Genomic DNA, 25,948 nt, shown 5'->3' on the forward strand with positions numbered 1-25,948 from the left:
ACTGCTCAGAAAGTTCTGACAGAGAAAACGAAAGGGGAAAAAAGATGTCGAATCATATCACAGGACACACAGGTTTACTTTGTTTACTGGGAAGCCCGGTCGCACACAGTGTTTCGCCGGAGATGCACAACGAGGCGTGCAGCCAGTTGGGTCTGGATTATACATATCTGGCGTTTGATGTGCCGGAAGAGAAGATGCCGCAGGCGGTTGAGGGACTGCGGACGATGGGCGCGCGCGGCTGGAATATCACGATGCCGGGCAAAAATATCATGTGCAAGCTGGCAGACAAGGTTTCACCGGCTTCCGAGATTTCCGGCGCCTGCAATACGATTGTCAACGACGACGGTGTTCTGACTGCTTATACGACCGATGGTGTCGGATTTATGCGTGCAGTTGCAGAAAATGGTGTAGACATCATTGGCAAGAAAATGACGCTTTTAGGTGCTGGCGGCGCCGCAACCGCGATTCTTGTACAGGCAGCTTTAGACGGCGTGGCAGAAATTAACGTATTTAACGTCAAGGACGCGTTCTATCCGAGAGCCGAGGAGATTGTAAAGAAACTGAACGAGCGCACAGGGTGCAAGGTAACCCTGCATGATTACTCCGATCCGGAGATCCTGCGCCAGTCCATCGCAGACAGCGCGATTCTGGTAAATGGTACTTCCGTCGGCATGGCTCCGAAGACAGACAACACGATCATTACTGATACAACGATGTTCCACAAAGACCTGTTCGTATTCGATGTCATCTACAATCCTCAGGAGACCCGTTTACTGCGCGAAGCAAGAGCGGCAGGCTGCAAGACCAGCAACGGTATGTACATGCTTCTCTATCAGGGAGCTGCATCCTTTGAACTCTGGACAGGACAGCAGATGCCGGTGGAGATCATTAAAGAGAAATATTTTACAAAATAGGATTTGAAGAACGGCACACCGCATTCTCGTTACTTAGTGATGAGAATGCGGTGTGCCGTTTTTCATCATTTATAAACCTTTATGCCCACAAATCTGCTCCTCCAGCACACTCATCAGCACCTTCATATCAATCGGCTTCGCCATATGATCATTCATTCCGGATTCCAGCGCCCGCTCTTTATCCTCTGTAAATGCATTCGCTGTCATCGCAACGATCGGAATGCCAGCCTTCTTCTTATCCGAAAACCGCCGGATCGCCCGCGTTGCCTTGTAGCCGTCCATGATCGGCATCTGGATATCCATCAGAATCAAATCATAATAATCTTCCGGCGCTTTTTGCAGCATTTCCAGGCAGGCAACCCCGTCATTTGCCCGTTCGACCAAAAGCCCCTCGCGGGTCAAAAGTTCGATGGAAATTTCGGCGTTCAGATCATTATCCTCCGCAAGAAGAATCCGGCAGCCGGATAGAGTCTGGGCAGCTGTTTCATCGAATGCGGTAGGCTCTGTTTCCTCCCGCGAGGAAATCCGGCATGGGATCCGGACGGTAAACGTTGAACCTTCTCCGAGCTTGCTCTTTACCTCGATCGTTCCATGCATCAGATCCACCAGATTTTTCACGATTCCCATGCCAAGCCCGGTGCCTTCAATGCCGCTGACGGTGGAAGAACGCTCCCGTGAAAATGATTCAAAAATATGCGACTGGAATTCCTCGGAAATGCCGATGCCGGTATCGGTGATTGCGATTTCTGTGATACACCAGCCGTCCGTTTCACCAGGCTCCTGGCGGAGGGCACAGGAGATCGTCCCGCCCTTTGCGGTATATTTGATCGCATTGCTCAAAATATTCAATACAATTTCGGACATATACGTCGTGTCAATGTAGATATATGGGTACGAAATGTCCTTAGTCACATGAAAATGCTGCTGTTTTTCTTCCAGGGCAGTCTGAACCATGACGATACAGGAATCAAAACTTTTCTCAGTCTGGATGGAGGTTTCTTCAATGTGTATCTGGTTATTCTCAATCTGTGAAAACTGAAGAATATTGTTGATGATAGAGAGCATCTTTTCACCGGAAATATGGATCTTGTCCATATATTCACCGATTTTTTCCGGTTCCTGCAGATGGTTTCTGGCAAGTTCTGCGTAACCGAGGATCGCATTCATCGGTGTCCGGATATCATGCGACATATTGAACAGGAAGGTCGATTTCGCCTTGTTGGCTGCCTCTGCTGCTTTTGCGGTCTGTTCCAGAAGCTGCTGCTGGGTGAGTTCTCTGGACTTCTGTTTCTTTGTATAAAAATAGGAAATAACAATTAGCAGAAGTGCTATCATGCTCGCGGCAGCGGCGATTCCAAAGGAGGAACGGTTGATCGCCTCAATCGATCGGTAAGTGTCTTCCATATCAATCTCGATACAGAGGGCACCGAGAATGTCATTGGTTCCGTCGGAGGCAATGACCGGATAGCAGGCGGTAAAAATATGCCCCCATGTGGTATCAATGATCTTTTGTGAGTGGATCGTTTTGCCGGAGAGGGCAGCTTCCAGATACGGAACCATTTCCTCTTCCAGGTAGGTGCCCGGATAAGCAAAATCAGGTGCTTCCAGATCCAGGCCATCGATCAGGTAGATGGGTTTTCCGCCCGGTCCACGCTTGGCAGTGTATAAGTAGCGCGTCGAATTGAGGCTGCGAAGCTCATTTAAATAAGACTGCAGGCTTCGATACTGCGCGGAGCTATATCGGATTTTGTGTTGATTTGTTCAAAATCTGCCCGCGTCAGCCGGCTCGATATCGCCCGGTGAACCGCGTCCGAACAGGAAATATTCCGTTCTACGGCGGCGGTCAGGGTGATGCGGCTGTTGCTTTTCAGCAGTGCAACGGTGTATAAGGAAATGAAAAATATTGCCAGAAGAAGCAAAAAGGTAAAGTTAAAGGCATGATAAGAAAAGCTTCTTGATGGGATATTTTCGTTGGATGGATGGTTCATAAGTTAGATTCAACTTTCATGTAAATGCAGGGTTTATAGTTAAAAAACAGATCGAGTTGTTGATAATAAATGTAACATAAAACAGGTAAATCAGCAAGAAAGATATGCTTACATGAAAATTTTAAAAAAAAATTTCACAAATTCTTCATAAAAAATTAGCACTCTACACTTGACAGTGCTAACAACAAGTGTTATATTACTGCTAGAACAAAAGAAGACCAAAAGGTTTTCACAGATTGTTCGAAAGGAGGCAGGTTTATGAATATCAGTAAATTTACCCAGAAGTCTCTGGAAGCCGTTCAAAATACGGAAAAGCTGGCGTATGAATATGGAAACCAGCAGATTGATCAGGAACATTTGCTGTACAGTCTTTTGACTGTGGAAGACAGCTTGATTTTTAAATTAATAACAAAGATGGGAATCTCGGGCGACCAGTTCCGTGATGAGGTGCAGCAGGCGATTGGAAAGCTGCCGAAGGTATCCGGCGGTCAGGTGTATTTCTCCAACGATGCCAACAAGGTGCTGGTGAACGCGGAGGACGAAGCCAAGGCGATGGGGGACGAGTATGTTTCCGTCGAGCACTTATTTCTGGCGATGTTAAAACAGCCGAATAAGGCGGTCAAAGAACTGTTCCGTCTCTACGGCATTACGAAAGAGAGCTTTTTGCAGGCGCTTTCGACAGTGCGCGGCAACCAGCGTGTTGTCAGCGATAATCCGGAGGCAACGTATGACACTTTAAATAAATACGGTTACGATCTGGTGGAACGTGCGAGAGATCAGAAGCTCGATCCGGTCATCGGCCGTGACGGTGAGATCCGTAATGTGGTTATGATTCTCTCCAGAAAGACGAAAAACAACCCAGTTCTGATTGGTGAACCTGGCGTCGGTAAGACAGCCGTTGTCGAAGGACTGGCACAGCGTATCGTGCGCGGCGATGTCCCGGAGGGCTTGAAGGACAAGAAATTGTTTGCTCTGGATATGGGAGCTCTGATGGCGGGCGCGAAGTACCGCGGCGAGTTCGAAGAGAGACTGAAAGCGGTGCTTGACGAGGTCAAGAAGAGCGAGGGACAGATTATTCTGTTTATCGATGAGCTGCATACGATCGTCGGCGCGGGCAAATCCGAGGGCGCGATGGACGCCGGGAATATGCTGAAGCCTATGCTGGCGAGAGGTGAACTGCACTGTATCGGTGCGACGACCCTGGATGAGTACCGTAAATACATCGAAAAAGACGCAGCTCTGGAACGTCGTTTCCAGCCGGTTCACGTTGATGAGCCGACCGTGGAAGATACGATTTCCATTCTGCGTGGTCTGAAAGAGAGATATGAGGTTTACCACGGGGTCAAGATTACCGACTCTGCGCTTGTATCGGCGGCAATTCTCTCGGATCGTTATATCACGGATCGTTTCCTTCCGGATAAGGCGATCGATCTGGTTGATGAAGCGTGCGCGATGATCAAGACAGAGATGGATTCAATGCCGGCGGAGCTGGATGAACTGTCGAGACGTATCATGCAGCTGCAGATTGAAGAGGCTGCGCTTAAGAAAGAGACTGACCGCTTAAGTCAGGATCGCCTGGCAGAACTGCAGAAAGAACTGGCAGAGCTCAAGAGCAGCTTTTCGACCCAGAAAGCCCAGTGGGAGAATGAAAAATCTTCCGTTGATAAGCTGTCCAAACTGCGTGAAGAGATTGAGCATGTAAATGGCGAGATTCAGGCAGCGCAGCAGGCATATGACCTAAACAAAGCGGCTGAACTCCAGTACGGCAAGCTGCCGGAACTGCAGAAACAGTTGGCGGAAGAGGAAGAGAAAGTGAAAAATCAGGATCTCAGTCTGGTACATGAGAGTGTCACCGAGGATGAGATTGCCCGGATTATTTCGAAGTGGACCGGTATTCCGGTTGCCAAACTGACCGAGAGCGAGCGTAGCAAGACCCTGCATATGGACGAACTGCTGCATAAACGTGTCATCGGACAGGATGAGGGCGTTACCAAGGTAACGGAGGCGATTATCCGTTCCAAAGCGGGCATCAAGGATCCGACGAAACCAATCGGTTCGTTCCTGTTCCTAGGTCCGACCGGTGTCGGCAAGACAGAGCTTGCAAAAGCGCTGGCGGAGGCATTGTTTGATGATGAGAACAACATGGTTCGTATCGATATGAGTGAATACATGGAGAAACATTCCGTTTCCCGTCTGATCGGAGCGCCGCCAGGATATGTCGGATATGACGAGGGCGGTCAGCTGACCGAGGCAGTACGGCGCAAACCGTATTCTGTTGTCCTCTTCGATGAGGTTGAGAAAGCGCACCCGGATGTATTTAACGTCCTGCTGCAGGTTCTGGATGATGGACGTATCACGGATTCGACCGGCAAAACTGTCGATTTCAAGAATACGATCCTGATTATGACCTCCAACATCGGTTCCCAGTATCTGCTGGACGGCATCGATGAAAAGGGACAGATCAAGCCGGAGGCGGAAAGCTCCGTTATGCATGACTTGAGAGCTCACTTCCGTCCTGAGTTCCTGAACCGTCTGGATGAGATTATTCTCTTTAAGCCGCTGACGAAAGGCAACATCGGAGGCATCATTGAGCTTCTGATTGCAGATGTCAACAAACGTCTGGCGGATAAGGAGTTAAAGATTGCCCTGACGGACGAGGCAAAGGATTTCATCATTGAAAATGGCTACGATCCGGTTTACGGTGCAAGACCGCTGAAACGGTACCTGCAGAAGAACGTTGAGACACTGGCAGCGAAGCTGATTCTGGCGGACGGCGTCCGTGCGGGCGATACGATAGAGATCGGGCTTTCGGATGGCAAGCTGACGGCTTCGGCTGTCCATAGCGCGTAAGCGGAAAACGTCTTACGGCGGATTTATAACTATTATATAGAAGAAACAATAGGGCGCGGAGAAGTGCGAAAGAGCTTCCTCTGCGCTCTTTTTATGTATTTCTGAGATTTTCACAGTCTTGACATTGCCCGGCAACTTTACTAAAATGATTCCATAATGACCGGACTATATCATTTGTTCCGGAAGTCAGTCAGATGAGGAGAAGATGAGATGAAAATTGCGATTGGAAATGACCATTCGGCGGTAGAACTGAAGAACATTATTGTGGATTTCCTGAAAGAAAAAGGAATCGAAGTGTTAAATCTGGGTACAGACAGCAGCGAGAGCTGTGATTATCCAGTTTACGGAGAGAAGGTAGGCCGTGCAGTTGTTTCCGGCGAAGCCGATCTGGGTATCGCAATCTGCGGTACCGGTCTTGGTATTTCACTGGCAGCTAACAAGGTAAAAGGCGTGCGCGCCTGCGTATGCAGCGAGCCGTACACAGCGGTGATGTCCCGCCGCCACAACGATGCCAATGTACTCTGCTTCGGCGCCCGCGTGGTAGGAAGTGAGCTTGCGAAGATGATCGTTGACGAGTGGATCAACGCAGAATTTGAGGGCGGACGCCATCAGAGACGCGTGGATATGATTATGGCGATTGAGGAGAAAGACTGATTCAGAGTCAGAGGTAACGGATGAAATCATAAGGCAGGCTGACAGCAGGATGCGGGATGCCTGTGAGAACAAAAAGAGGCAGCTGTAAAGAGATGGAGCAGCTGCGAAAAGAACAGGAGGAAGCAGGAAATGATCACAGAAGATATTCGCTACATCGGTGTAAACGACCATGACATTGACTTGTTTGAGGGGCAGCATCAGGTGCCAAATGGTATTTCATATAACTCATACGTGATTATGGATGAAAAGATCGCGATCATGGATACGGTAGACAAGCGCAAACAGACGGAATTTCTGGGAAATCTGGAAACCGCACTGGCTGGAAGAACCCCGGATTATCTGGTAATCAGCCACATGGAGCCGGATCATGCATCAAGTATCCAGGCAGTCGTAGAACGGTACCCGGAAATCACACTGGTAGGCAATGCGAAGACATTTCCGATGCTGAAACTGTACTTTGATCTTGATACCAGCCGTGCGCTGACGGTCAAGGAGGGCGATACCCTGAAACTGGGGCGCCATGAGCTGACGTTCATCATGGCACCGATGGTACACTGGCCGGAAGTTATGGTAAGCTATGATTCCTTCGACAAGGTGCTGTTCAGCGCCGACGGTTTCGGCAAGTTCGGTGCGCTTGATGTGGATGAGGACTGGGACTGCGAGGCGAGACGGTATTATTTCAATATTGTAGGAAAATATGGAATGCAGGTGCAGGCACTTCTTAAGAAAGCAGCCGGTCTTGAGATCCAGATTATCTGCCCGCTGCATGGACCGGTTCTGAAAGAAACGATCGGTCATGTGCTTGAAAAATACCAGATTTGGAGCAGCTACGGCGTTGAGTCTGAGGGTGTATTTATCGCATATGCGTCCCTGCATGGCAACACCGAGGATGCGGCGAAGAAATGCAAGGAAATTCTTGAGAAAAAAGGATGCCCGAAGGTGGCAATCGCGGATCTGGCGCGCGGTGATATGGCGGAGGCGCTGGAAGATGCATTCCGGTATGGAAAAATTGTATTGGCAGCACCGTCCTATGACGCGGGTGTGATGCCGGTTATGGCAGATTTCCTGCACCACTTACAGAGCAAGAATTACCAGAAACGCACCGTTGCCCTGATTGAAAACGGTTCCTGGGCGCCGAGTGCAGCGCGCACGATGAAGGGAATGCTGGATGCGATGAAGGAGATCACGGTGGTTGAACCGATCGTTACGGTTCGCGGGGCGCTCAAGGAGAGCGATATTCCGTCGCTGGAGCAGATGGCGGAAGCGCTGCTGGCATAAGAAGCGTCTGGTGACAGTATTTAATGAGACCTGAAAAAGGCTTTTTTAAATAAAAAATCCGGAGAGACAAAAGTGTGGTTTTATATTTATATATGAAAAATCCACTTGATGATTTTGTATGGATGACAGAAAAAGAATAGGAGAAACAGACATGGTAGATGAGGTAATGAAGTTCATTACAGAGGCAGACCCGGAAGTGGGAGAAGCCATTGAAGCAGAGGCAGCCCGTCAGAGAAGAAACCTGGAGCTGATCGCGTCGGAGAATATTGTATCGGAGCCGGTTATGATGGCGATGGGATCGGTATTAACCAACAAATATGCGGAGGGATATCCGGGAAAACGTTACTACGGCGGATGCCAGTGTGTCGATGTTGTAGAGTCCATCGCGATCGAGAGAGCGAAAAAACTGTTTGGCTGTGATTATGCAAACGTACAGCCGCATTCCGGCGCGCAGGCAAACATGGCGGTATTTATCGCAATGCTGAAACCGGGTGATACTGTTATGGGCATGAATCTGGATCACGGCGGACATCTGACACACGGAAGCCCTGTCAATTTCTCCGGTTTATATTTCAACATTGTGCCGTATGGTGTCGATGACAATGGCGTGATTGATTACGAAGAGGTAGAGCGCATTGCACTGGAAGCAAAACCGAAGCTGATCATTGCAGGTGCAAGTGCCTATGCAAGAGAGATTGATTTCAAACGTTTCCGTGAAATTGCAGACAAAGTAGGCGCATACCTGATGGTCGATATGGCTCATATCGCTGGTCTGGTAGCAGCCGGTCTTCACCAGAGCCCGATTCCGTATGCAGATGTTGTTACGACAACCACTCATAAGACACTGCGCGGACCGAGAGGTGGTCTGATTCTGGCAAATAAGGAAGCAGCTGAGAAGTTCAACTTCAACAAGGCGATTTTCCCGGGAACCCAGGGCGGTCCGTTAGAGCACATCATTGCTGGCAAGGCAGTCTGCTTCGGCGAGGCGCTGAAACCAGAATTTAAAGAGTATCAGCTTCAGGTAAAGAAGAATGCAGCAGCGCTGGCAGCCGCACTTCAGAAGCAGGGATTCAAGATTCTAACCGGCGGAACCGATAACCACCTGATGTTAGTTGATCTGCGCGGCATGGATATTTCCGGTAAAGAGCTGCAGAACCGCTGCGATGAAGTATACATCACCCTGAACAAAAACACCGTTCCGAACGACCCGAGAAGCCCGTTTGTTACTTCTGGTGTCCGCATCGGTACTCCGGCTGTTACCACCCGTGGACTGAAAGAAGAGGACATGGAAGTGATTGCAGAGTGCATCTGGCTGGCAGCTACCGACTTTGAGAACAAGGCTGATTACATCCGTGCGGAAGTGACGAAGCTGTGTGAGAAGTATCCGTTATATAAATAAGTAGAGAAGAATATGGAGCGAAAAATTTGCCGGTCTATAGATTCAGAAAAATGCTGGAAAATTAATGCACATATAACAATAAGAAAAAGGCTGTATTGCCTGCCGCATGGAAGTGCGCGGTAGGTGATACAGCCTTTTCTATACCAACCATTTTTTCTAGAAATTAAGTTTTTGTCCAATTCCTTTTTCCAATGCTTTTTCATAGATAAGCTGTGCCGTCCGCACATCAAAGAGTCCCATGCCGACTGATTTAAAGCAGCGGGTCTCGTTCTGCTCATGCGGATGTCCCTGCTTGGTATCTTCGATCAGATCCTCGATAAAGTGGACGCGCTCCTGTGTCAGAACGCCCTTTTCCAGCGGAATTTTCAGATCGCCGCTCTCCTCGCAGGCATACGGAAGCTCGGTGTACACGTTCTTGACGAGTTTCCACACCGCATCCGGCAGTTCGCGCCGTTCCGGACGCCAGGAGCCGATGGCAACAAAGCATTTGCCGCGAAGCAGCTCTTCATCATCCGGGTAGACCGGATCGACCGCCTGGGTGGCGGAGATCAGGACGCGGCTGTACTCAGCCAGTTCACGGGTATCCGCGCAGGTATGAATCTGGATGGCGTTTTTTCCAAACGATGCCAGACGCGCCAATAAGCGCTCGATAAAGCCGGAAAGATCCTTAGCGTATGCGTCATACAGATAAATATCTGTGATCGGGCGCACCTCGCAGGCGTAGAGAAGCTGGTGTAGTCCCTGCATACCGCAGCCAACCAGACCAACTGAGGCAGCATCCTCTGGAGCCAGATAGCGCAGTGCGACACCGCCGACCGCACCGGTCCGCATTGCGGTCAGGACACTTCCGTTCATAATCGCCTTCGGCAGACCGGTCTTTGCGTTATTTAAAATCATAAGTCCGTTCAGATACGGAATTCCCAGAGAGGGATTGTCCGGAAATTCGGATAACATCTTTGTACCGATGACGGAATCCAGAAAACACGGCATATAGAGCATCATATTTTTATCACGCTGTGCGATAAAACGATCCGGCATCTTATAATTGCCGCTTTTGTGAATCGCATACGCATCTTCGATCGCGTCCATGACATCCTCTAAGGTGACGGACTGCCACATTTCTTGTTCGCTGAGAAATAACATATCAAAACCTCCTGAATATTTATGAATGAAATAAAACATATATACTAAAAATAGATTTATCACAAATCAAATGTGGTTTGTATAGCTGGATTGTAGCAGTTTCACGTTTCATTGTCAAGATGAAAACAGAATAAAAATCAAGTTGCATATTTGAAATGGGGCGTGTATAGTAAAGAAAATTGTAGCGGTTCAGTGGGTTTATGCATTTACTGAGCTACAGGAAATGGATAAAATTAGTACAAGCGAGAAAGGAAGAATACCTGGAAAGGAAGGGGTAATGGGAGAAGTAATTAAAGTATTAGACTGGTTGTTAGAGAATTTGGTACAGATATGCACGGTCGTGCTAGAATTGTTTGGAATCATTGTGCTGGTTTCGACAGCGGTATCCTGCTTTGTTCAGTGGATACGAAACAAGCGTCAGCTGATCCGCCTGAATCTGGCACAGGGAATTGCGCTGGCGTTGGAATTTAAGATGGGCGGCGAGGTACTCAGGACGGTTGTGGTACGGGAATGGTCGGAACTTGGAATTTTGGGAGCCATCATTGTCCTTCGGGCAATGCTTACATTTTTGATTCATTGGGAGATCAAGAACGAAAAAAGAGAAACCCAGGAAGAGCAAGGAGGAAAGCTAGAGTAAAAAGGGGCACGAAAAAGGGAGTCTGCAGGATGAGCGGACTCCCTTTTTTCGTGGTTAAACAAGATTAATGCGAAAAATATTTGTCGTAGAAATGAAGGCGTTCCAGAATTTGCTTCTGGCTTTTGATTTCCATTTTGGAATAAATGGAAGCCAGATGCTTTTTGACAGTAGGGATGCTGACGAAGAGGGTGGAAGATATCTGATCGTTGGAATAGCCGCGCAGTAAAAGGCTTAAAACATTTACTTCTCGGTCCGTCAGGGAAAAATCCCGGCTGATCTGGGAAAGAGTACGATCCATCACATAGGATAAATCGAAGAACAGACATACAAAGCAGTCGTTGTCTGGTCCCTCCTTAAGATGGGAGCGGCTTACCTCCAGAAACAAAGGGCTGTTTTCCATCTTGTATTCGATATTTTGTCCGGTAATGCTTCCAGAACGGAGCAGCTGACGGCAAAGAGAGCGAAAACAATTGGAAATGGGGTTGTTGGATAAATCTGCAAATCCATGATTCTCCATGTATGTATGGTAGGTTGTGTTGCACCCGATAAAATTCAGTTTATCGTCAAAACAGCCGATTCCGATGCAGTTGTAATTTTCCAGTACATGAAATGCCCGTCCGATGTTGAGCTCCCGCCCGTAATTTTTAAATACGTTGCAGAAATGCGGCTGGAATAACCGGACAAGGCTTAATTCATTTGGCAGGAAATTTTTTTTATCGTTGGATCGGTGGATGGAAAACACACCCCGCAGATCCCGGTTCCGAATCGAAAAATTCGTTTCAATGGAATCATGCAGCCCCATGGGAAGTAGAAATTCCTGAAAATAAAGAGAATTTTTTCGAACCTCCTGATTGAACAGCTGGTTAGTCAGGAAAGTTACATTGCTGTCGGAGTCCAGAATCGACAGAACATCATCCATATGGCAGTATTCTTCCTGATACCGCCGTTTCTGTTCATCATTCCAGTTGATGGTGTAGATGGAATGGGTTTTGTAATTCTGTCCCTGCTTTTGGTAAAACAAAAAATTTGCTTTTTCAAAGAAAACAATATTGTTCAGGTTCAGGAAAAAACTCTCCATCCGTTTTTCAAGAAGAATTGAATCGTCGTAAAGTTCAGCAATGATCTGATTGACGTTTTCAATTCGTGATGTTGTAAAAAGATTTTCAGCACTCATGAAGATGCCTCCTTTCCCGTGAGTATTCAATTAGTGAAAACAAAATGGAATCAATACTAGACTATAGTCCAACTATTGTTTTAAACTATTTTTAATAGACTGATAATATATAAAGCATAATAAAATGTTGTTATGATTATTGCAAGTGGAAAAACTTTGAAAATAGAAAAAGTATCCAAAAGTATACTATGATAGAACCGAAAGTATCTACCGTTAACTGACGTCATGCATCATAATAACCAAAACACAAAAAACTTTGTATTAAAAATGATGTTTTTTGAAAGTTTCATCATGATATGATTTTAACAACGAGATTTCAGAAAACTGAAAGAGAACGGACAAAATTTTTAATACGGAGGAGCCTATGGAAAAAAAGAATGAATTTTGTTTGCAGGAGATTAAGGGGAGAAAGGCAGTAACCTGTATCGAGACACATACAGAGGGAGAGCCAACCCGAACCATTTTATCGGGATTTCCGGAAATTCCGGGGAACACGATGGAAGAAAAGATGCTCTATATGATGCAGGAACAGGACTGGATGAGAAAAGCAATTTGTTTTGAACCGCGTGGAAATGACGTAATGTCCGGAACGATTGTTACCAAGCCGTGCAATCCGGAGGCAGATTTTGGTGTTTTATATTACGAGGTTGGAAACTGGATGCCGATGTGCGGACATGATACGATCGGAGTTTCAACGGCACTGATTGAAAGCGGACTCTTAAAAGCGGAGGAACCGTATACATATGCGACCTTAGATACACCATCTGGACTGGTAAAAGTGAAAATTGAGGTGAAAGATGGCAAGGCGGTGCGGGTATCCTTTAAAAATGCCCCGGCATTTGTGATGAATCGGGATGTAAAGGTACAGGTTCCTGGATATGGTGAGATTCCGTTAGACATCGCATACGGCGGAAATGTATTTGCGTTAGTACCGGCATCGGCAATGGGCTTAAAGCTGGATAAAGAAAATGCAAAAGAGATTGTCGAAAAAGGAAATTATCTTAAAAAGTTTATCAATGAGCAGGTAACAGTCAAGCATCCGTATCTGGAAATCATGAACCAGGTAACGCATGTGGAATTTTTCGAACCGGGTACAGAAGGGGTTTCGGATGTAAAAAATGCAGTTGTCATTCCCCCGTCAGCGATTGACCGAAGCCCTTGCGGAACCGGTACATCAGCGAAGATGGCACTTCTTCATGCGGAAGGAAAGCTGGCAGTCGGACAGCCGTTTGTGCATGAGAGCCTGATTGGAAGTTTATTCCACTGCCATATCGTTGAAGAGACAGAGGTGGCAGGAATTCCGGCAGTAGTACCGGAGATCAGCGGACGGGCGTTTGTGATGGGAGAGAGTACATGGTTATTCGATCCGGACGATCCATTCCCGGAAGGTTTCTTATTAGGCTAAATTGATAGAAACAAAATAAGAGTTTAAAGGTACAGGGAGGTACTTCTGAGGGAAAGAAGTACCTCGGGAGTTCACATAAAAACAGTATAAAGGAGGATACTTTATGAAAAAGAGATGGCTTTGCGGTACGATGGCATTGGTAATCGGAGCGATGGCAATGGCGGGGTGTTCAGGCGGAAATTCTTCTTCATCCGCATCTGCAGCCGGAACCGAAGCAGCAGATAGTGGTTCCAGCGTAGATACTTCCGGAGCGGAGATGACGATCCGTGTAGCACATGTATGTGGAACCGGTTCTCCGTATGATTACGGTGCGAATGCTTTTAAAAAGCTGGTCGAGGAGGGCAGCAACGGACGGATTAAAGTAGAGGTTTATGCAGGCGATATGACAACCGACGAGGTTGAGTGTGTTGAGATGGTTCAGAATAATAACCTGGAAATCGGCTGGGTAGGAACTGGTGCACTGGGCGGATTTGTACCAGATTTAGGCATTTTTGAGCTTCCATTCCTGTTTGAGGATGAGGATAATGTCAATAAAGCGCTGGAGGGAGAATTTGGCAATTCCCTTCTGGAACAGTTAAGCGCGGTTGATGGAATTACAGGACTTGGTTTCCATGAGGATGGCTGGAGAAATATCCTGACTAAAGATAAGACAATTAATACCGTAGATGATATGAAGGGCGTTCGTATGAGAACCATGCAGAATGAAGTTTGCGTGGCAACCTACGAAGCACTTGGTGCTACACCGGTTGCATTGGCATCTGGCGAGCAGTTCACAGGACTTCAGAATGGCGTTGTAGATGGAACAGACAATAGTGCATTATATGCAGTAGCAGATGGTTATATTGAGGTTGTTAATAATATCTGCGATATTCATCATTACTATTCCAGCGGTATCATTGTTGCTTCTTCAAAATGGTATGAGGGTTTAAGCGAAGAAGACCAGAAACTCGTGAAAGAGTCAGCTATAAAAGCAGGCGAAGAGCAGAGAGCTTGGTTCCTGGAAAATGACGAGGCAAAGATTACTGAGTATGAAGAAAAAGGTTATACCGTAACACGTCCGACTGATATTGATGCATGGAAAGAAAAAGTTGCTCCGGTATATGATAAAATGTACGCGGCACATCCGACCTGGGAAGGTCTGGTTGAGATGGTTCGCGCAGCGAAATAAAGTACAATAATTTTTGAACTATCATGTACTCCCGGAGCCTGTTTTCGGGAGTACATTTACAAAGAGGGGAGAAAAATGGCAGGATTGATTGAAAAACTTCACAAGATTGGCGACGTGATCAATACGGTTGCCAGAGTTGCATTAGGGGTTACGTCAATTGCTTTATGTATCGCGGTAATCGGCCAGTTTATTTTGCGATGGTTTGGAGCTACGATGCCATGGGCAACGGAGTTCTCCTGTTATATCTTCGTTTGGACCACGATGCTTGGCAGTGCCGTAGCAAGCCGTCATCTGCTTCATATCGGTGTTGACATGGTAATTAACTTGTGCCATGGAAAAACACGTCAGTTTATGCTGGTTCTGGCGGATGTGATTTTATTATTTGCACTTGTTTTATTTACAATTTCAGGTTGGAACTATACAGTTGCACAGATTCCACATCTGGGAACGACGATCAAGGTTTCGCTGGCGCTCTTTTATGCAGCCCTTCCGGTCAGCGGTCTCATTATGATTTATTATACATTTGTGCAGCTTCTTGAAAATATATGTTACGGGGAAGCGAAAAAGATTCCTCTTCCGGGGGATGAAGAGTAGGAGGTCAATATGTTCAGCAGTATAATTTTATTTGGAAGCTTTTTCTTGTTTCTTGCATTAGGCGTTCCGATTGCTTTTGTATTGATCGTAGCGACGGTCTCCTATGCGCTTTTAAGTACCGGTGATGCCAACCTGGCGTTGGTTCCGCAGCGAATTATCTATGGTATTAATAGTTTTACCATGCTTTGTCTTCCATTCTTCGCTCTGGCAGGAAATATTATGAATCACGGCGGTATTACCATGCGTCTGGTTCGTTTCGCACAGGCATTCGTTGGACATATCAAGGGTGGTCTGGCGATGGTAGACATCCTGGTATGTATGATGTTTGGTACAGTTTCAGGCTCGGCGGTAGCTGGTACGGCGGCAGTTGGATGCCTGATGATTCCGGCAATGAAGGATGAAAAGTATGATCCGGCGTTTACAGCAGGTCTGACCGCGTGTGCATCCTGCTGCTGCCCGATTATCCCACCGAGTCTGGCATTCGTTATTTACGGTGCGGCAGCGAAGGTATCCGTTGGCGATATGTTTATCGCCGGAGTAGTACCGGGTATCCTGATGGGTATTATCATGATGCTGGTTGTTTATGTATTTGCAGTGAAACGTGATTTTTCAGCAGGTCCTAAGACAAGCTGGAAGGAAAAATGGGAAGCAACCAGACAGGCACTTCCATGTATCGGACTTCCGATCATCGTTGTTGGCGGTATCATGGGTGGTTTCTTTACTCCGACCGAGGCAGCGGCGGCAGCGGTTCTTTATTCCCTGATTTTGTCGGCATTTGTATACCGGACCGTTGGCTGGAAAGAGCTCTGGAAATCGATTATCGACAGCGCGATCGACAGTGGTACGGTTATGCTGATTGTCGGCGGCTGCTATCTGTTTGGATGGGTTATCTCCAATGAGAGATGGGCAGTTTCTGTAACGAATATGCTGGTTGGTCTTCATACTTCTTTAGCAGTGAAACTGTTACTGGTCAATCTGGTTCTTCTGGTTGTTGGTATGTTTATGGATAGTGCTCCGGCAATCATGCTGGTAGCGCCGATTCTGGCACCGGCGATGGCAAGCCTGGGCGTTGACCCGATTCAGACTGGTATGATTGTCTGCCTGAACCTGACCATCGGTCTGGCAACTCCGCCGGTAGGTGTCTGCTTATACACGGCAACCAATATTGCAAGATGTAAATTTGGAGATACGGTTCGAAATGCAATACCATTCCTGGTAGCGATGCTGGCAGCATTAGCGATTATTACGAATGTTCCGGTAGTATCCAGAATTCCATTTATTTTAATGGGACGATAGAAACGAGAGGGGACGTTGAAGTTGGACGTTCCCTTTTCCTTTACAAAAACACGAATCAAAAATGATGAATAAAAAACATGGAATGATTGATACAAAAAGGAGGACAAACCATGGAAAAACTACCCTGCAGTATCTTCAATGATGTACTCGGTCCGGTGATGCGCGGACCTTCCAGTTCCCATGTGGCGGGGGCGGCGCGGATCGCTCCATGATCCGGCAATCTCTGGATGCACCGGTGAAAAAAGCGATTGTTGATTTTGATGTCAATGGTGCGCTGGCGGCATCGCACACGGGACACGGAACGGATATGGGATTTGCCAGCGGGCTTTTGAATATGGAGCTGGATGCGCCGGATGTCGCACAGTATGAGGCGATTGCGAAAGAACGGGGATTGGAGATCGAATACCGGATCCTTGATTATGGGGCAGAGCATCCGGGCAATTACCGGGCAGAGGTCTGGGACCAGAATGGAAATGTCGTGCATTGGGAGGCGATCGCAGTCGGCGGCGGTATGGTCGAGATGCAGAAATACGAGGAATTTTCGGTGCAGATAGCCGGAGATTTCTATGAGCTTCTGGTGATTGCGGAGGTGGCACCGGGAATTAGGGAAAAGATAGAAGCACTTTTGCCGGATGTTGAATTTTTCCAGAGCGATCAGAAGGAAGGTCAGATTTTATATAATTGGAAATTAGCTGTTCCGCTGACAAAAGAGGTGATTCAAGCCGTCCGCGGTGTGGCGGGTGTCGGTCAGGCGTGCTATCTTGAACCGGTGCTTCCGACGCATTCCAGCAGTACGTGTCAGGTTCCATTTTCGACGGCAGCCGCCCTGGTTGATTATGCGAAAGAGCATCCGATGGATTCCTGGGAGTATGCGTTGGAATATGAGGCCTGTCGGGGCGGTCAGTCGAAGAAAGCGGTTTACCATCAGATGGAACAGATTCTGTCGGTCATGGAACAGGCGGTTGAGACGGGATTAGCCGGGACGAAATATCAGGACCGTATTCTGGGCGAGCAGGTCAGCAAGGTGGCAGCAGCCGAGCAGGCAGGACGCCTGATTCCGGATCCGATTGTTAATGAGATCATCCGCTGTATCACGGCGGTGATGGAAAGCAAGAGCTCCATGGGCGTGATCGTAGCGGCACCGACCTGTGGTTCCTGCGGATGCCTGCCGGGAACGGTCATCGGACTGGCGCGGGCGCTGTTACTTCCGAGAGAAACGGTAGTACAGGGGCTTCTGGTTGCGGGTCTGGTCGGTGTCTTTTTCGCAGAGGAAGCGACGTTTTCGGCGGAAGTAGCAGGATGTCAGGTAGAGTGCGGTGCCGGTTCTGGTATGGCAGCGGCGGCACTCACGGCGATGATGGGCGGAACCATCGAAAATTGTATGGATGCGGCGTCTGTAGGACTCCAGAACATCACAGGACTTGCCTGCGATCCGGTTGGAAACCGTGTTGAATGGCCGTGCCTCGGCAAAAATATCATGGGCGGAAGCAATGCGCTCGCCAGCGCCAATATGATTCTGGCAGGCTACGACAAGGTGATCCCGCTGGATGAGACGATCGGCGCGATCTATGAGATCGGTCTGTCGCTGCCGCTGGAACTGCGTTGTACCTTTGGTGGTCTTGGAAAGACAAAGACTGCCCGGGAGATTCTGAAGCGGTCCGACGCGCATTTTCCGGGGGAAGAGGCGCGGTAGGTGTAATTCGAAACATCGTGAAAGGACAGTTACAGTTTGTGTAAGGTGCGTACTGTAAGGTGGCATATCTTTTTAAGATCTGAAATAAAAATTGATTAAATAACTCTATAGAGATATAATATTAATAAAAATATCTCTATAGAGTTATTTCCATTAAAACGAATCTATTTTTTATATACCACATGTTTCTACTTGCTCCCATAATAGATAAGGAGGTTCCTCAGAATGAGAAAAATTTTATATCACGGTTCCTTGGAAATTATTTCTACTCCTATGTATGGTCAGGGAAAGGTCTATAATGACTACGGACAGGGCTTTTATTGTACGGAGAGTCTGGAGCTGGCGAAGGAGTGGTCGTGCGCCGAGCGGGAGGACGGCTATGTGAATCAGTATGAAATGGATGAAACCGGTCTTTTGATTTTAAATTTGATGGAGAAGCACTACAGCGTTCTTCATTGGCTGGCGATTTTGATGAAATACCGGAAAATCCGCCTTTCTTCGGCGGTCATGAAACGGGGAAGAGAGTGGCTGCTGGAACATTTCCTCCCGGATGTGGACGGATATGATGTGGTGATTGGGTACCGGGCGGATGATTCGTATTTTTCATTTGCAAGGGCGTTTGTAAATAATGAAATATCGTTAGAGCAGCTTTCGTATGCGATGCGGCTGGGAAAATTGGGAGAGCAGTATGTATTAAAGAGTCAGAAGGCATTTCAGGCGATACACTTTCTTTCTTATGAAGGAGTAGATTCAGTGGAATATTATGTAAAACGAAGAGCCAGAGATGAGCAAGCTAGAAATGCATACCGGAAAAAGGTGGAAGAGGATGATATCGACGGTATTTATATGCGGGATTTGATTCGAGGGGAGGTGTCGGCTGAGGATGAGCGCTTATGGGATTGAATATCTGGATGATGCGATGAGGAATCTGGGGGAAATGACAGATTATGCGGTCAATGCCTGTGGGATGGATCTGGAAGATTTTTGGAAATTGTTTCTTACAACCGGGTATGCAGAAAAATTTGGGGAAGGTGTACCAAGAGTAGTGAGCGGCTTTTCTGGAACGGAGCTTGCGGAGGAAGTGCTTCGAAAAGCGGGAAAAAAGGACGAACTGCCGGAACCGCAGGTAGAATTTACCTGTTCCAGAGAGTATTGGAGTGGCTGGATACTGGCGTATTATCAGTGGTACAGTGAGAAGAAATTTAAGGAAATTGAAGCAGGGCTTCCGGTCCGGGAGGTTGTGGAAATGTATCCGGCACTTCATGAAGCTCCGGAGGATAAATTTGTTGAGGCGGCAGACAGAATCATTCGAAGAAAAGAGCAGGGGAAAAACGCGTTGCGGCGGATCCGGAAGATGGCGGGATATACCCAAAAGGATCTTTCAGAGCAATCGGGGGTTACGCTGCGGAGTATTCAGCAGTATGAACAGGGAAAAAAGAAGATTCAAAAAGCATCCGCAGAAACCGTGCGTGCGCTTGCACGGTCACTGGGATGCCAGATGGAAGATTTGCTGTAATTGCGAAGGAATTGGACAGTTTCAATTTGCTATAGCGCAGTCGCCTTCGGCAGACTAAAAATAAATTCCGTCCCCACGCCCTCGGTGCTGACAACGTCGATATTTTCCCCATGTGCCTGAACAATCTCTTTGACAATCGCAAGCCCCAGTCCGGTCCCCTTTTTATCTTTTCCGCGCGATAAGTCGGTCTTGTAGAAACGTTCAAAGATTTTCTTCTGGCTGTCCTTCGGGATGCCGATGCCGGTGTCTTTGACGGAAATGAAGATTTTTTCATACCGGATGGAGGTCTGGATGTAAATGATCGAATCCTCGTGGCTGAATTTGATCGCGTTGTCGATCAGGTTGTAGAGAACCTGTTGGATTTTTCCGAGATCGGCGTAGACCATCTGGATGCTATCCGCAAAGGTCAGGTCAAACGTGATGCCTTTCGCGCTGCACGTGCCCTCGAAGGTTGCGGCGGTATCCTTGATCGTCCGGTTGATATCGAAATTTGTCCGGGTTAAGTAGCCTTTGCTGTCCAAGGAGTTGAGTGTCAGCATGCCTTGGGTCAGCTTGTTGAGGCGTTCGGTTTCGGAAATGACGATGTGCAGGTATTTATGATAGAGTTCCTGCGGGATTGTGCCGTCGAGAATCGCCTCGAGATAGCCCTTGATGGAGGTCAGCGGCGAGCGGAAATCGTGCGATACGTTCGCGATGAAATTGTGCTGGTACTGTTCCATTTCATTTAACTCGCTGGACATATAGTTTAATGTGCTGGCGAGATAGCCGATCTCGTCGTGGGTGGTAATCGGGATATTGTGTGCCAGGTTTCCGGCTGCATATTCATTGGCTGCGACCGTAATCTTTTTGAGCGGGAAATAGACCACTTTTGTAAAAACAAGAAGCACCACCAGGGATAGGAAGAACAGGATGATCGATGTTATGTAAATAATATTTAGAAATCCGTTCTGTTCCGCCTCAATGTTCTGGATTGGCATATGAATCACGATGTAGCCGTAGGTCTTCATATTGCCTGTGATCGGGGCGGAAACGGAGAGTACTTTGCTGTCAAACAGGTTGTAATACTGTCCGATGGAATAGAGCCGGTTGCCCTGTGCGGTCGGGTCGAAATCGTCGATTGCGATGCCGGTACGACTGTCGCTGCTGTCCGCAACGATGGTGCCCTCATGGTTCAGGATCCAGATATCCGACTGCAGATAGGCGGAAACCGCCTCGATCTGTGGGTATGCCGAGTCGAGATTGATGGTTTTGCCCTCGTAGGCTTTGCTACAACGATCGGCAATCATTGTCGCCTCGTCATACAGAACCTCCGATTCGCGTTCCACCAGATGGTGGTAGGTCATCTCAGATGAGATGGTCGCGATCGTGATGAATCCAAGCAGACCGAAGATGAGATAGCCGATCAGCAGTTTATAATAAAGAGAATGTGTGTAGTGGTTTGATTTCATGGTAAACCTCCGGTTACCTCTTCGCGCAACAGTTCAGTTCCTTTACTAACAGTTACCGTTTTACCTCAAATTTATATCCAATCCCCCAGACGGTCGTCAGCGCCCACTTGTCGTTGCCCTTGATTTTTTCACGGAGCCGCTTGATATGGACATCTACCGTCCGCGTGTCACCGATGTATTCATATCCCCAGATATGGTCGAGAAGCTGCTCCCTTGTGAATACCTGGTTTGGTGAGGACGCGAGGAAATAGAGCAGTTCCAGTTCCTTCGGCGGCAGCTCGATCGAGTGTCCGTTGTAAATGACGGAGTAGTTCGTCAGGTTGACGATGAGATCCGGATATTCGACAAAATTGCCATGCTGTTCGGTCACGGACGATGCAGGCATCTGCGCCGGCAGCTGGTAGCGCCGCAGAACGGCTTTGACTCTGGCAACCAGCTCTTTCGAATCGAATGGTTTGATCATGTAGTCATCGGCGCCCAGCTCCAGCCCCAGCACCTTATCAAAGATTTCGCCCTTGGCGGAGAGCATGATGATTGGCACCTGGGAGGTGCTTCGCAGTTCCCGGCAGACCTGATAGCCGTCGATGCCCGGAAGCATCAGATCAAGGAGAATCAGGTTGGGCTGAAATTCGGGAAATACCCGGAGAGCTTCTTCCCCGTCTCCGACAATTTTCGTTTCAAAACATTCTTTCGTCAGGTAAAGTGAGATTAGTTCAGCAATGTTGTAGTCGTCATCTACGATGAGAATGCGCTGCTTTTCAGCCATGTTGATTCCTCCTGTTTTTTTGGATATTTGTAACTGTTCAGTACCTTCACAGTTATGGATATTTCTTATTTAAATGTCACGATTGTAACGCCTGTATCGCCTTCGCCAAACTCGCCAAGCCGGTATTCCTTGACATAGCTTAATTTCTTCAAGTGGCGGTGTACGCCCGCTTTCAAAGCGCCGGTTCCACGACCATGTACGACGCGGACCTGCGGAAGATGCGCCAGGTAGGCATCATCCAGGTATTTGTCTAGTACCGGGATCGCCTCATCGACGGTCATGCCAATCAGGTTGACCTCCGGCGATACGCTGAAGGACTTGGACATCTTGATCTTGCTGCTTCCGCTTCCGGATCCGCGGGAACCGCCCGTATGCGTGCCGGAAAGTCCCGGTCCGGTGATGGATGCTTCCTCGACCATTTCCAGATCGCGGATATTGACGAGGGAGCGCAGAATTCCCATCTGTACATACAGATCGCCCTTGGCGTTCGGCAGGGAGCTGACGGTTCCCTTTAAATTCATCGAGAGAACGCGCACGGTATCGCCGAGACGCAGCTTTTTCGCGGAAACGGCTTTTTTCGGTGCGGCGGTTTTCTTAACTGCCAGTTTCTTGTCTACATCCTGGATCTTGCCGCGCAGCTTGGTCCGCTCAGCTTCCAGTTCTTTATTGACGCCGGAAGACTTGGCAAGCTTGTTGATGTTGCGGATCGTCTGATCGGCGGTGTCCTTCGCATCCTGAAGGATCTTCTGAGCTTCCTCGCGGGCTTTGGAAAGCATTTTTTCCTTCTGCTCGGAGAAACGTTCTTCCTTCTGCTGGAGGCGGTTCTTCAGCGTTTCAATCTCCTGTTTATAGGAGGCGATCTCTTCGCGCTCTTTTTCAATGGTCACGCGGCTGTTTTCCAGATTGGCAAGCAGATCCTCGAGGATTCGTCCTTCTGCTCCATCTGGTTTTTCGCCTCGTCGATGATATAATCCGGCAGCCCCAGCTTGCGGGAAATGGCAAATGCATTACTTTTTCCTGGAATACCGATGAGCAGGCGGTAGGTCGGGCGGAGAGTCTCGACGTTGAACTCGCAGCAGGCATTTTCAACGCCTGGCGCGGTCAGCGCAAAGACTTTTAATTCGCTGTAATGCGTGGTTGCGATCGTCCGGCAGGTCATGTTGTGCAGGAAATTTAAAACCGCAATCGCCAGCGCCGCGCCTCAGTCGGGTCGGTACCGGAACAGAGCTCATCGAAGAGACAGAGCGAATTGGCGTCCGCCTCGTTTAAAATCGAAACGATATTCGTCATATGGGCGGAGAATGTACTCAGATTCTGCTCAATGCTCTGCTCATCGCCAATGTCGGCAAATACATTGTCAAAAACAGCCAGCTCGGATCCCTCAAATGCCGGGATATGGAGTCCTGACTGCCCCATCAGGGTAAAGAGTCCGACGGTTTTTAAAGAAACGGTTTTACCACCCGTGTTTGGACCCGTCACAATCAGAAGGTCAAACGAATCGCCAACCCAGATGTTGATCGGAACGACCTGTTTCGGATTTAAGAGCGGATGGCGTCCGTCCTTGATATTGATATACCGTTTGTTGTTAAATTTCGGTTCCACGCAGTTATAGTGGCGGGAAAGAGCTGCCTTTGCGAAAATGAAATCGAGCTCTGCCAGAATCGAAAGATCCGAGAGGATCGCGTCGGTGTAAGGCATAAGCTGGCTGGAAAGAGCTGCCAGAACGAACTCAATTTCCCGTTTTTCCTGGATTTCCAGCTCGCGCAGTTCGTTGTTCAGCTTGACGATCGCGAGCGGCTCGATAAATACAGTCGAACCGGTCGAGGACTGGTCGTGCACCATGCCTGGAACCTGGGATTTATACTCAGCCTTGACCGGCAGGCAATAGCGCCCGTCGCGCATTGTGATGACGGCATCCTGTAAATAGGTCCGGCTGGAATTTAAAATAGAATTTAACTGGGTATGGACGCGTCCGCCCACGATCTTCATGGAGCGGCGCACTTTGGCAAGTCCCGGACTTGCGTCATCGCTGACCTCATCCTCGGATGGCAGACAGCGCTTGATCTCATTGTTGACCGGCGTCAGCGGATCCAGGGCGCGGAAGCGCTCATCAAGGGAATCATCTGGAAATTCTTCGGATTTCTCATGGCGTCCGTAGCTCTGCGCGCGGGCAGCGACTGTCAGCAGGGAGCTGACAGAGAGAAGCTCCGGGATCCCCAGGGAACTTCCGATTTCCAGACGTTTCATGGAACCACGCACATCCTTCACGCCGCCGAAGGAGAGACTTCCCTTCATGCGGACGCGCGTCAGGGCATCGGTCGTCTCCGTCTGGCTCTGCCGGATCGTCCCCAGATCACAGGACGGCTGCAGTTCCCGGCACATCTGTTTTCCCATCTCCGTGGAGGCGTACTCCGTGAGCTGGTCGATGATCTTTGTATATTCGAGAGTTTTTAATGCTTTTTCATTCATGTTGTGGTAATCCTCTTATTTAAATGGTGTTCACATGATACCGTGACCACTAAATTCGTGAAAGACCTCATTAAGTGGTCAGGTATAAGTTCTCACTAGACTCGAAAAGACCTCGTCAAGTGTTCACATTATATCACATTCCCCGCCGTCTAGCCAAGCATTCGCACTTTTTTCTTGCATAACCTTAAGAAGGAAAGTATAATTAGGATATGTTATGCAAAGGGGAAAGTGAAATGCCGGATTCAGAAGAACTTGAAAAAAAGGAAAAACGGGAATTCATGAGAGAAACGATAGTGAAGCCGCCGCTGACCAGAAAACAGATTGCGAAGCGGGTGGCTCTCTTTGTATGCGCGTCAGCCGCATTTGGAGGAGTCGCGGCGGTTTCGTTTGCGGCGGTAAAGCCGTTTGCGGATCGGTGTTTTCAGGAAAATGGGATGCAGGAGACATCCTCAGTCGAGTTTTCCAAGGACGATCCGGACTCTGTTTCGCCGTCGGACGGTGCAGATGCGGATATGACAGCGCAGCCGGAACAAATGGAGCAGGAGATTGATGAGGCGGTCAGCGAGGCGCTTTCCAGCTATCAGTTTTCCGTAGACAATTTCAATTCGATGACGTCGGTGTTGCGTGGAATCGGGGAACAGGGTGATAAGTCGATCGTGACGGTCAGCTCCGGCAAACAGGATACGGATATATTTGGAAATCCGGTGGAAAATACGGGTGATTATGCAGGTGCAGTCATCGCGGAGAGTGATGGAGAATTTCTGATCTTTACTTACGCCGATGCGGTGCGGGCGGCAGATTCGATCAATGTGAGATTTTCGGATGGAACGAAGATCGCTGGTACAGTGCGCCAGATTGACGAAGTGCTCGGAATGGCAGTTGTGGCGGTGCCGTCCGGCAATCTGCCGGAAGAAGAGCGGAAAAAGGTGCAGGTGCTTTCACTTGCCAATTCATATACGGTCAAGGCAGGCGATGTCCTCGTAGGTATCGGCGGTCCGTCCGGACAGGTGCATTCGCTTTCGTTCGGAACGGTATCCTACGTGGCGCGCAATGTGCAGATTACAGATGGACTGACGCGGATCCTGTATGCGGATATCAGCAGCAATTCGCAGACGGGTACCTTTTTGATCAATACAGCCGGAGAGATGGTCGGCTGGACATCGGAGTCCTGCCGCAGCGAGAGCTGTACGGATCGGACGGCGGCGTACACCATTTCCAGCTACAAGCCGATTCTGGAGCGGCTGACGAATGGCGCTTCGGCGGCATATCTGGGCATCCTGGGACAGGATGTGAGCCGTGCGATGCAGGGGAGCGGCATTCCGGCGGGCGTTTACGTGACGGAGGCAGTCTCCGGCAGCCCGGCATATGACGCTGGCATCCAGCCCGGCGATATTATTGTGAAATTTGGCACAAAGGAGATCGGAAGTTTCAAAGATCTCCAGGCGCAGATTGAAAATTCCGCGAGCGGCGTGTCTGTATCGGTAAATGTGATGCGGAAAGGGCGCGACGGCTACACGGAAATTCCATTTTTGGTATCTCTGCGCGCCAGATAGAAA

At 48.5% G+C, this 25,948-nt stretch carries 19 protein-coding genes and 1 pseudogene; 14 read left to right on the top strand and 6 right to left on the bottom strand.

Annotated features, from left to right (window positions below; genetic code table 11):
* Nucleotides 1-44 precede the first annotated feature (44 nt).
* Nucleotides 45-914 (top strand): shikimate dehydrogenase, encoded by an 870-nt coding sequence (gene aroE / locus DW085_RS11290; protein WP_117796709.1) that lies wholly within the window; start codon nt 45-47, stop codon nt 912-914.
* Between the two features lie 69 nt (nt 915-983).
* Here aroE and DW085_RS11295 read toward each other — a convergent pair whose 3' ends face one another.
* Complete coding sequence (locus DW085_RS11295; RefSeq protein WP_118492821.1) at nt 984-2,474, bottom strand: ATP-binding protein; 1,491 nt, start codon at nt 2,472-2,474, stop codon at nt 984-986.
* 686 nt (nt 2,475-3,160) lie between these two features.
* Here DW085_RS11295 and clpB point away from each other — a divergent pair.
* From clpB to glyA, 4 genes are all read left to right on the top strand, one after another.
* Nucleotides 3,161-5,752, top strand: a complete 2,592-nt coding sequence (gene clpB / locus DW085_RS11305; protein WP_107001854.1) for an ATP-dependent chaperone ClpB — start codon at nt 3,161-3,163, stop codon at nt 5,750-5,752.
* A gap of 210 nt (nt 5,753-5,962) precedes the next feature.
* On the top strand, nt 5,963-6,406 hold the full coding sequence (gene rpiB / locus DW085_RS11310; RefSeq protein ID WP_022358818.1) for a ribose 5-phosphate isomerase B: 444 nt from the start codon (nt 5,963-5,965) through the stop codon (nt 6,404-6,406).
* A 129-nt stretch (nt 6,407-6,535) separates the two neighbouring features.
* Nucleotides 6,536-7,684, top strand: a complete 1,149-nt coding sequence (locus DW085_RS11315; protein ID WP_118492825.1) for an FprA family A-type flavoprotein — start codon at nt 6,536-6,538, stop codon at nt 7,682-7,684.
* A gap of 151 nt (nt 7,685-7,835) precedes the next feature.
* Complete coding sequence (gene glyA / locus DW085_RS11320) at nt 7,836-9,083, top strand: serine hydroxymethyltransferase (RefSeq protein ID WP_022358816.1); 1,248 nt, start codon at nt 7,836-7,838, stop codon at nt 9,081-9,083.
* Nucleotides 9,084-9,239: 156 nt separating this feature from the next.
* Here glyA and DW085_RS11325 read toward each other — a convergent pair whose 3' ends face one another.
* Complete coding sequence (locus DW085_RS11325; RefSeq protein ID WP_182430874.1) at nt 9,240-10,226, bottom strand: ornithine cyclodeaminase family protein; 987 nt, start codon at nt 10,224-10,226, stop codon at nt 9,240-9,242.
* Between the two features lie 277 nt (nt 10,227-10,503).
* Between DW085_RS11325 and DW085_RS11330 the strand changes: the two genes are divergently transcribed.
* Nucleotides 10,504-10,863, top strand: coding sequence for a DUF1622 domain-containing protein (locus DW085_RS11330; RefSeq protein ID WP_118472544.1), 360 nt, complete (start codon nt 10,504-10,506; stop codon nt 10,861-10,863).
* 64 nt (nt 10,864-10,927) lie between these two features.
* Here the strand turns inward: DW085_RS11330 and DW085_RS11335 are convergent, their stop codons facing one another.
* The gene (locus DW085_RS11335; protein WP_118492829.1) at nt 10,928-12,037 is read right to left on the bottom strand and encodes a helix-turn-helix transcriptional regulator; all 1,110 of its coding nucleotides are present in this window, start codon (nt 12,035-12,037) and stop codon (nt 10,928-10,930) included.
* 364 nt (nt 12,038-12,401) lie between these two features.
* Between DW085_RS11335 and DW085_RS11340 the strand changes: the two genes are divergently transcribed.
* The 7 genes from DW085_RS11340 to DW085_RS11370 all read left to right on the top strand — a co-directional run bounded on the left by DW085_RS11340 (nt 12,402) and on the right by DW085_RS11370 (nt 19,709).
* The gene (locus tag DW085_RS11340; protein WP_207663893.1) at nt 12,402-13,442 is read left to right on the top strand and encodes a proline racemase family protein; all 1,041 of its coding nucleotides are present in this window, start codon (nt 12,402-12,404) and stop codon (nt 13,440-13,442) included.
* 103 nt (nt 13,443-13,545) lie between these two features.
* Nucleotides 13,546-14,610, top strand: coding sequence for a TRAP transporter substrate-binding protein (locus tag DW085_RS11345; protein ID WP_118492831.1), 1,065 nt, complete (start codon nt 13,546-13,548; stop codon nt 14,608-14,610).
* Nucleotides 14,611-14,685: 75 nt separating this feature from the next.
* The gene (locus DW085_RS11350) at nt 14,686-15,204 is read left to right on the top strand and encodes a TRAP transporter small permease (RefSeq protein WP_118469284.1); all 519 of its coding nucleotides are present in this window, start codon (nt 14,686-14,688) and stop codon (nt 15,202-15,204) included.
* A 9-nt stretch (nt 15,205-15,213) separates the two neighbouring features.
* Nucleotides 15,214-16,500, top strand: a complete 1,287-nt coding sequence (locus DW085_RS11355; protein ID WP_118469282.1) for a TRAP transporter large permease — start codon at nt 15,214-15,216, stop codon at nt 16,498-16,500.
* A gap of 208 nt (nt 16,501-16,708) precedes the next feature.
* The gene (locus DW085_RS11360) at nt 16,709-18,193 is read left to right on the top strand and encodes an L-serine ammonia-lyase, iron-sulfur-dependent, subunit alpha (protein WP_207663894.1); all 1,485 of its coding nucleotides are present in this window, start codon (nt 16,709-16,711) and stop codon (nt 18,191-18,193) included.
* A gap of 225 nt (nt 18,194-18,418) precedes the next feature.
* Nucleotides 18,419-19,096, top strand: coding sequence for a DUF3990 domain-containing protein (locus DW085_RS11365; protein WP_107001858.1), 678 nt, complete (start codon nt 18,419-18,421; stop codon nt 19,094-19,096).
* The gene (locus DW085_RS11370; RefSeq protein WP_022358806.1) at nt 19,077-19,709 is read left to right on the top strand and encodes a helix-turn-helix domain-containing protein; all 633 of its coding nucleotides are present in this window, start codon (nt 19,077-19,079) and stop codon (nt 19,707-19,709) included. The genes DW085_RS11365 and DW085_RS11370 overlap by 20 nt, the downstream gene beginning before the upstream one ends.
* Nucleotides 19,710-19,738: 29 nt before the next feature.
* Here the strand turns inward: DW085_RS11370 and DW085_RS11375 are convergent, their stop codons facing one another.
* The 3 genes and pseudogenes from DW085_RS11375 to DW085_RS11385 all read right to left on the bottom strand — a co-directional run bounded on the left by DW085_RS11375 (nt 19,739) and on the right by DW085_RS11385 (nt 24,392).
* On the bottom strand, nt 19,739-21,157 hold the full coding sequence (locus tag DW085_RS11375) for a HAMP domain-containing sensor histidine kinase (RefSeq protein ID WP_118492833.1): 1,419 nt from the start codon (nt 21,155-21,157) through the stop codon (nt 19,739-19,741).
* A 52-nt stretch (nt 21,158-21,209) separates the two neighbouring features.
* Complete coding sequence (locus DW085_RS11380; protein ID WP_118492835.1) at nt 21,210-21,923, bottom strand: response regulator transcription factor; 714 nt, start codon at nt 21,921-21,923, stop codon at nt 21,210-21,212.
* A gap of 65 nt (nt 21,924-21,988) precedes the next feature.
* Nucleotides 21,989-24,392, bottom strand: a pseudogene (locus DW085_RS11385) (endonuclease MutS2).
* Nucleotides 24,393-24,625: 233 nt separating this feature from the next.
* On the opposite strand from DW085_RS11385, the gene DW085_RS11390 reads away from it, so the two are divergent.
* Nucleotides 24,626-25,945 (top strand): S1C family serine protease, encoded by a 1,320-nt coding sequence (locus DW085_RS11390; RefSeq protein ID WP_118492837.1) that lies wholly within the window; start codon nt 24,626-24,628, stop codon nt 25,943-25,945.
* Nucleotides 25,946-25,948 lie beyond the last annotated feature (3 nt).

It is taken from the genome of Clostridium sp. AF50-3, assembly GCF_003477445.1.
Lineage (GTDB): Bacteria > Bacillota > Clostridia > Lachnospirales > Lachnospiraceae > Otoolea > Otoolea fessa.

Bases quoted from the DNA above. Each gene is read 5' to 3' on its own strand.
- DW085_RS11355 (WP_118469282.1), top strand. From the start codon at position 15,214: ATGTTCAGCAGTATAATTTTATTTGGAAGCTTTTTCTTGTTTCTTGCA.
- DW085_RS11335 (WP_118492829.1), bottom strand. From the start codon at position 12,037: ATGAGTGCTGAAAATCTTTTTACAACATCACGAATTGAAAACGTCAAT.
- DW085_RS11360 (WP_207663894.1), top strand. From the start codon at position 16,709: ATGATCCGGCAATCTCTGGATGCACCGGTGAAAAAAGCGATTGTTGAT.
- DW085_RS11390 (WP_118492837.1), top strand. From the start codon at position 24,626: ATGCCGGATTCAGAAGAACTTGAAAAAAAGGAAAAACGGGAATTCATG.
- DW085_RS11330 (WP_118472544.1), top strand. From the start codon at position 10,504: ATGGGAGAAGTAATTAAAGTATTAGACTGGTTGTTAGAGAATTTGGTA.
- DW085_RS11325 (WP_182430874.1), bottom strand. From the start codon at position 10,226: ATGTTATTTCTCAGCGAACAAGAAATGTGGCAGTCCGTCACCTTAGAG.
- DW085_RS11345 (WP_118492831.1), top strand. From the start codon at position 13,546: ATGAAAAAGAGATGGCTTTGCGGTACGATGGCATTGGTAATCGGAGCG.
- DW085_RS11365 (WP_107001858.1), top strand. From the start codon at position 18,419: ATGAGAAAAATTTTATATCACGGTTCCTTGGAAATTATTTCTACTCCT.
- DW085_RS11370 (WP_022358806.1), top strand. From the start codon at position 19,077: ATGAGCGCTTATGGGATTGAATATCTGGATGATGCGATGAGGAATCTG.
- DW085_RS11380 (WP_118492835.1), bottom strand. From the start codon at position 21,923: ATGGCTGAAAAGCAGCGCATTCTCATCGTAGATGACGACTACAACATT.
- DW085_RS11375 (WP_118492833.1), bottom strand. From the start codon at position 21,157: ATGAAATCAAACCACTACACACATTCTCTTTATTATAAACTGCTGATC.
- aroE (WP_117796709.1), top strand. From the start codon at position 45: ATGTCGAATCATATCACAGGACACACAGGTTTACTTTGTTTACTGGGA.
- rpiB (WP_022358818.1), top strand. From the start codon at position 5,963: ATGAAAATTGCGATTGGAAATGACCATTCGGCGGTAGAACTGAAGAAC.
- DW085_RS11315 (WP_118492825.1), top strand. From the start codon at position 6,536: ATGATCACAGAAGATATTCGCTACATCGGTGTAAACGACCATGACATT.
- DW085_RS11350 (WP_118469284.1), top strand. From the start codon at position 14,686: ATGGCAGGATTGATTGAAAAACTTCACAAGATTGGCGACGTGATCAAT.
- DW085_RS11340 (WP_207663893.1), top strand. From the start codon at position 12,402: ATGGAAAAAAAGAATGAATTTTGTTTGCAGGAGATTAAGGGGAGAAAG.
- glyA (WP_022358816.1), top strand. From the start codon at position 7,836: ATGGTAGATGAGGTAATGAAGTTCATTACAGAGGCAGACCCGGAAGTG.
- clpB (WP_107001854.1), top strand. From the start codon at position 3,161: ATGAATATCAGTAAATTTACCCAGAAGTCTCTGGAAGCCGTTCAAAAT.
- DW085_RS11295 (WP_118492821.1), bottom strand. From the start codon at position 2,474: ATGGTTCCGTATCTGGAAGCTGCCCTCTCCGGCAAAACGATCCACTCA.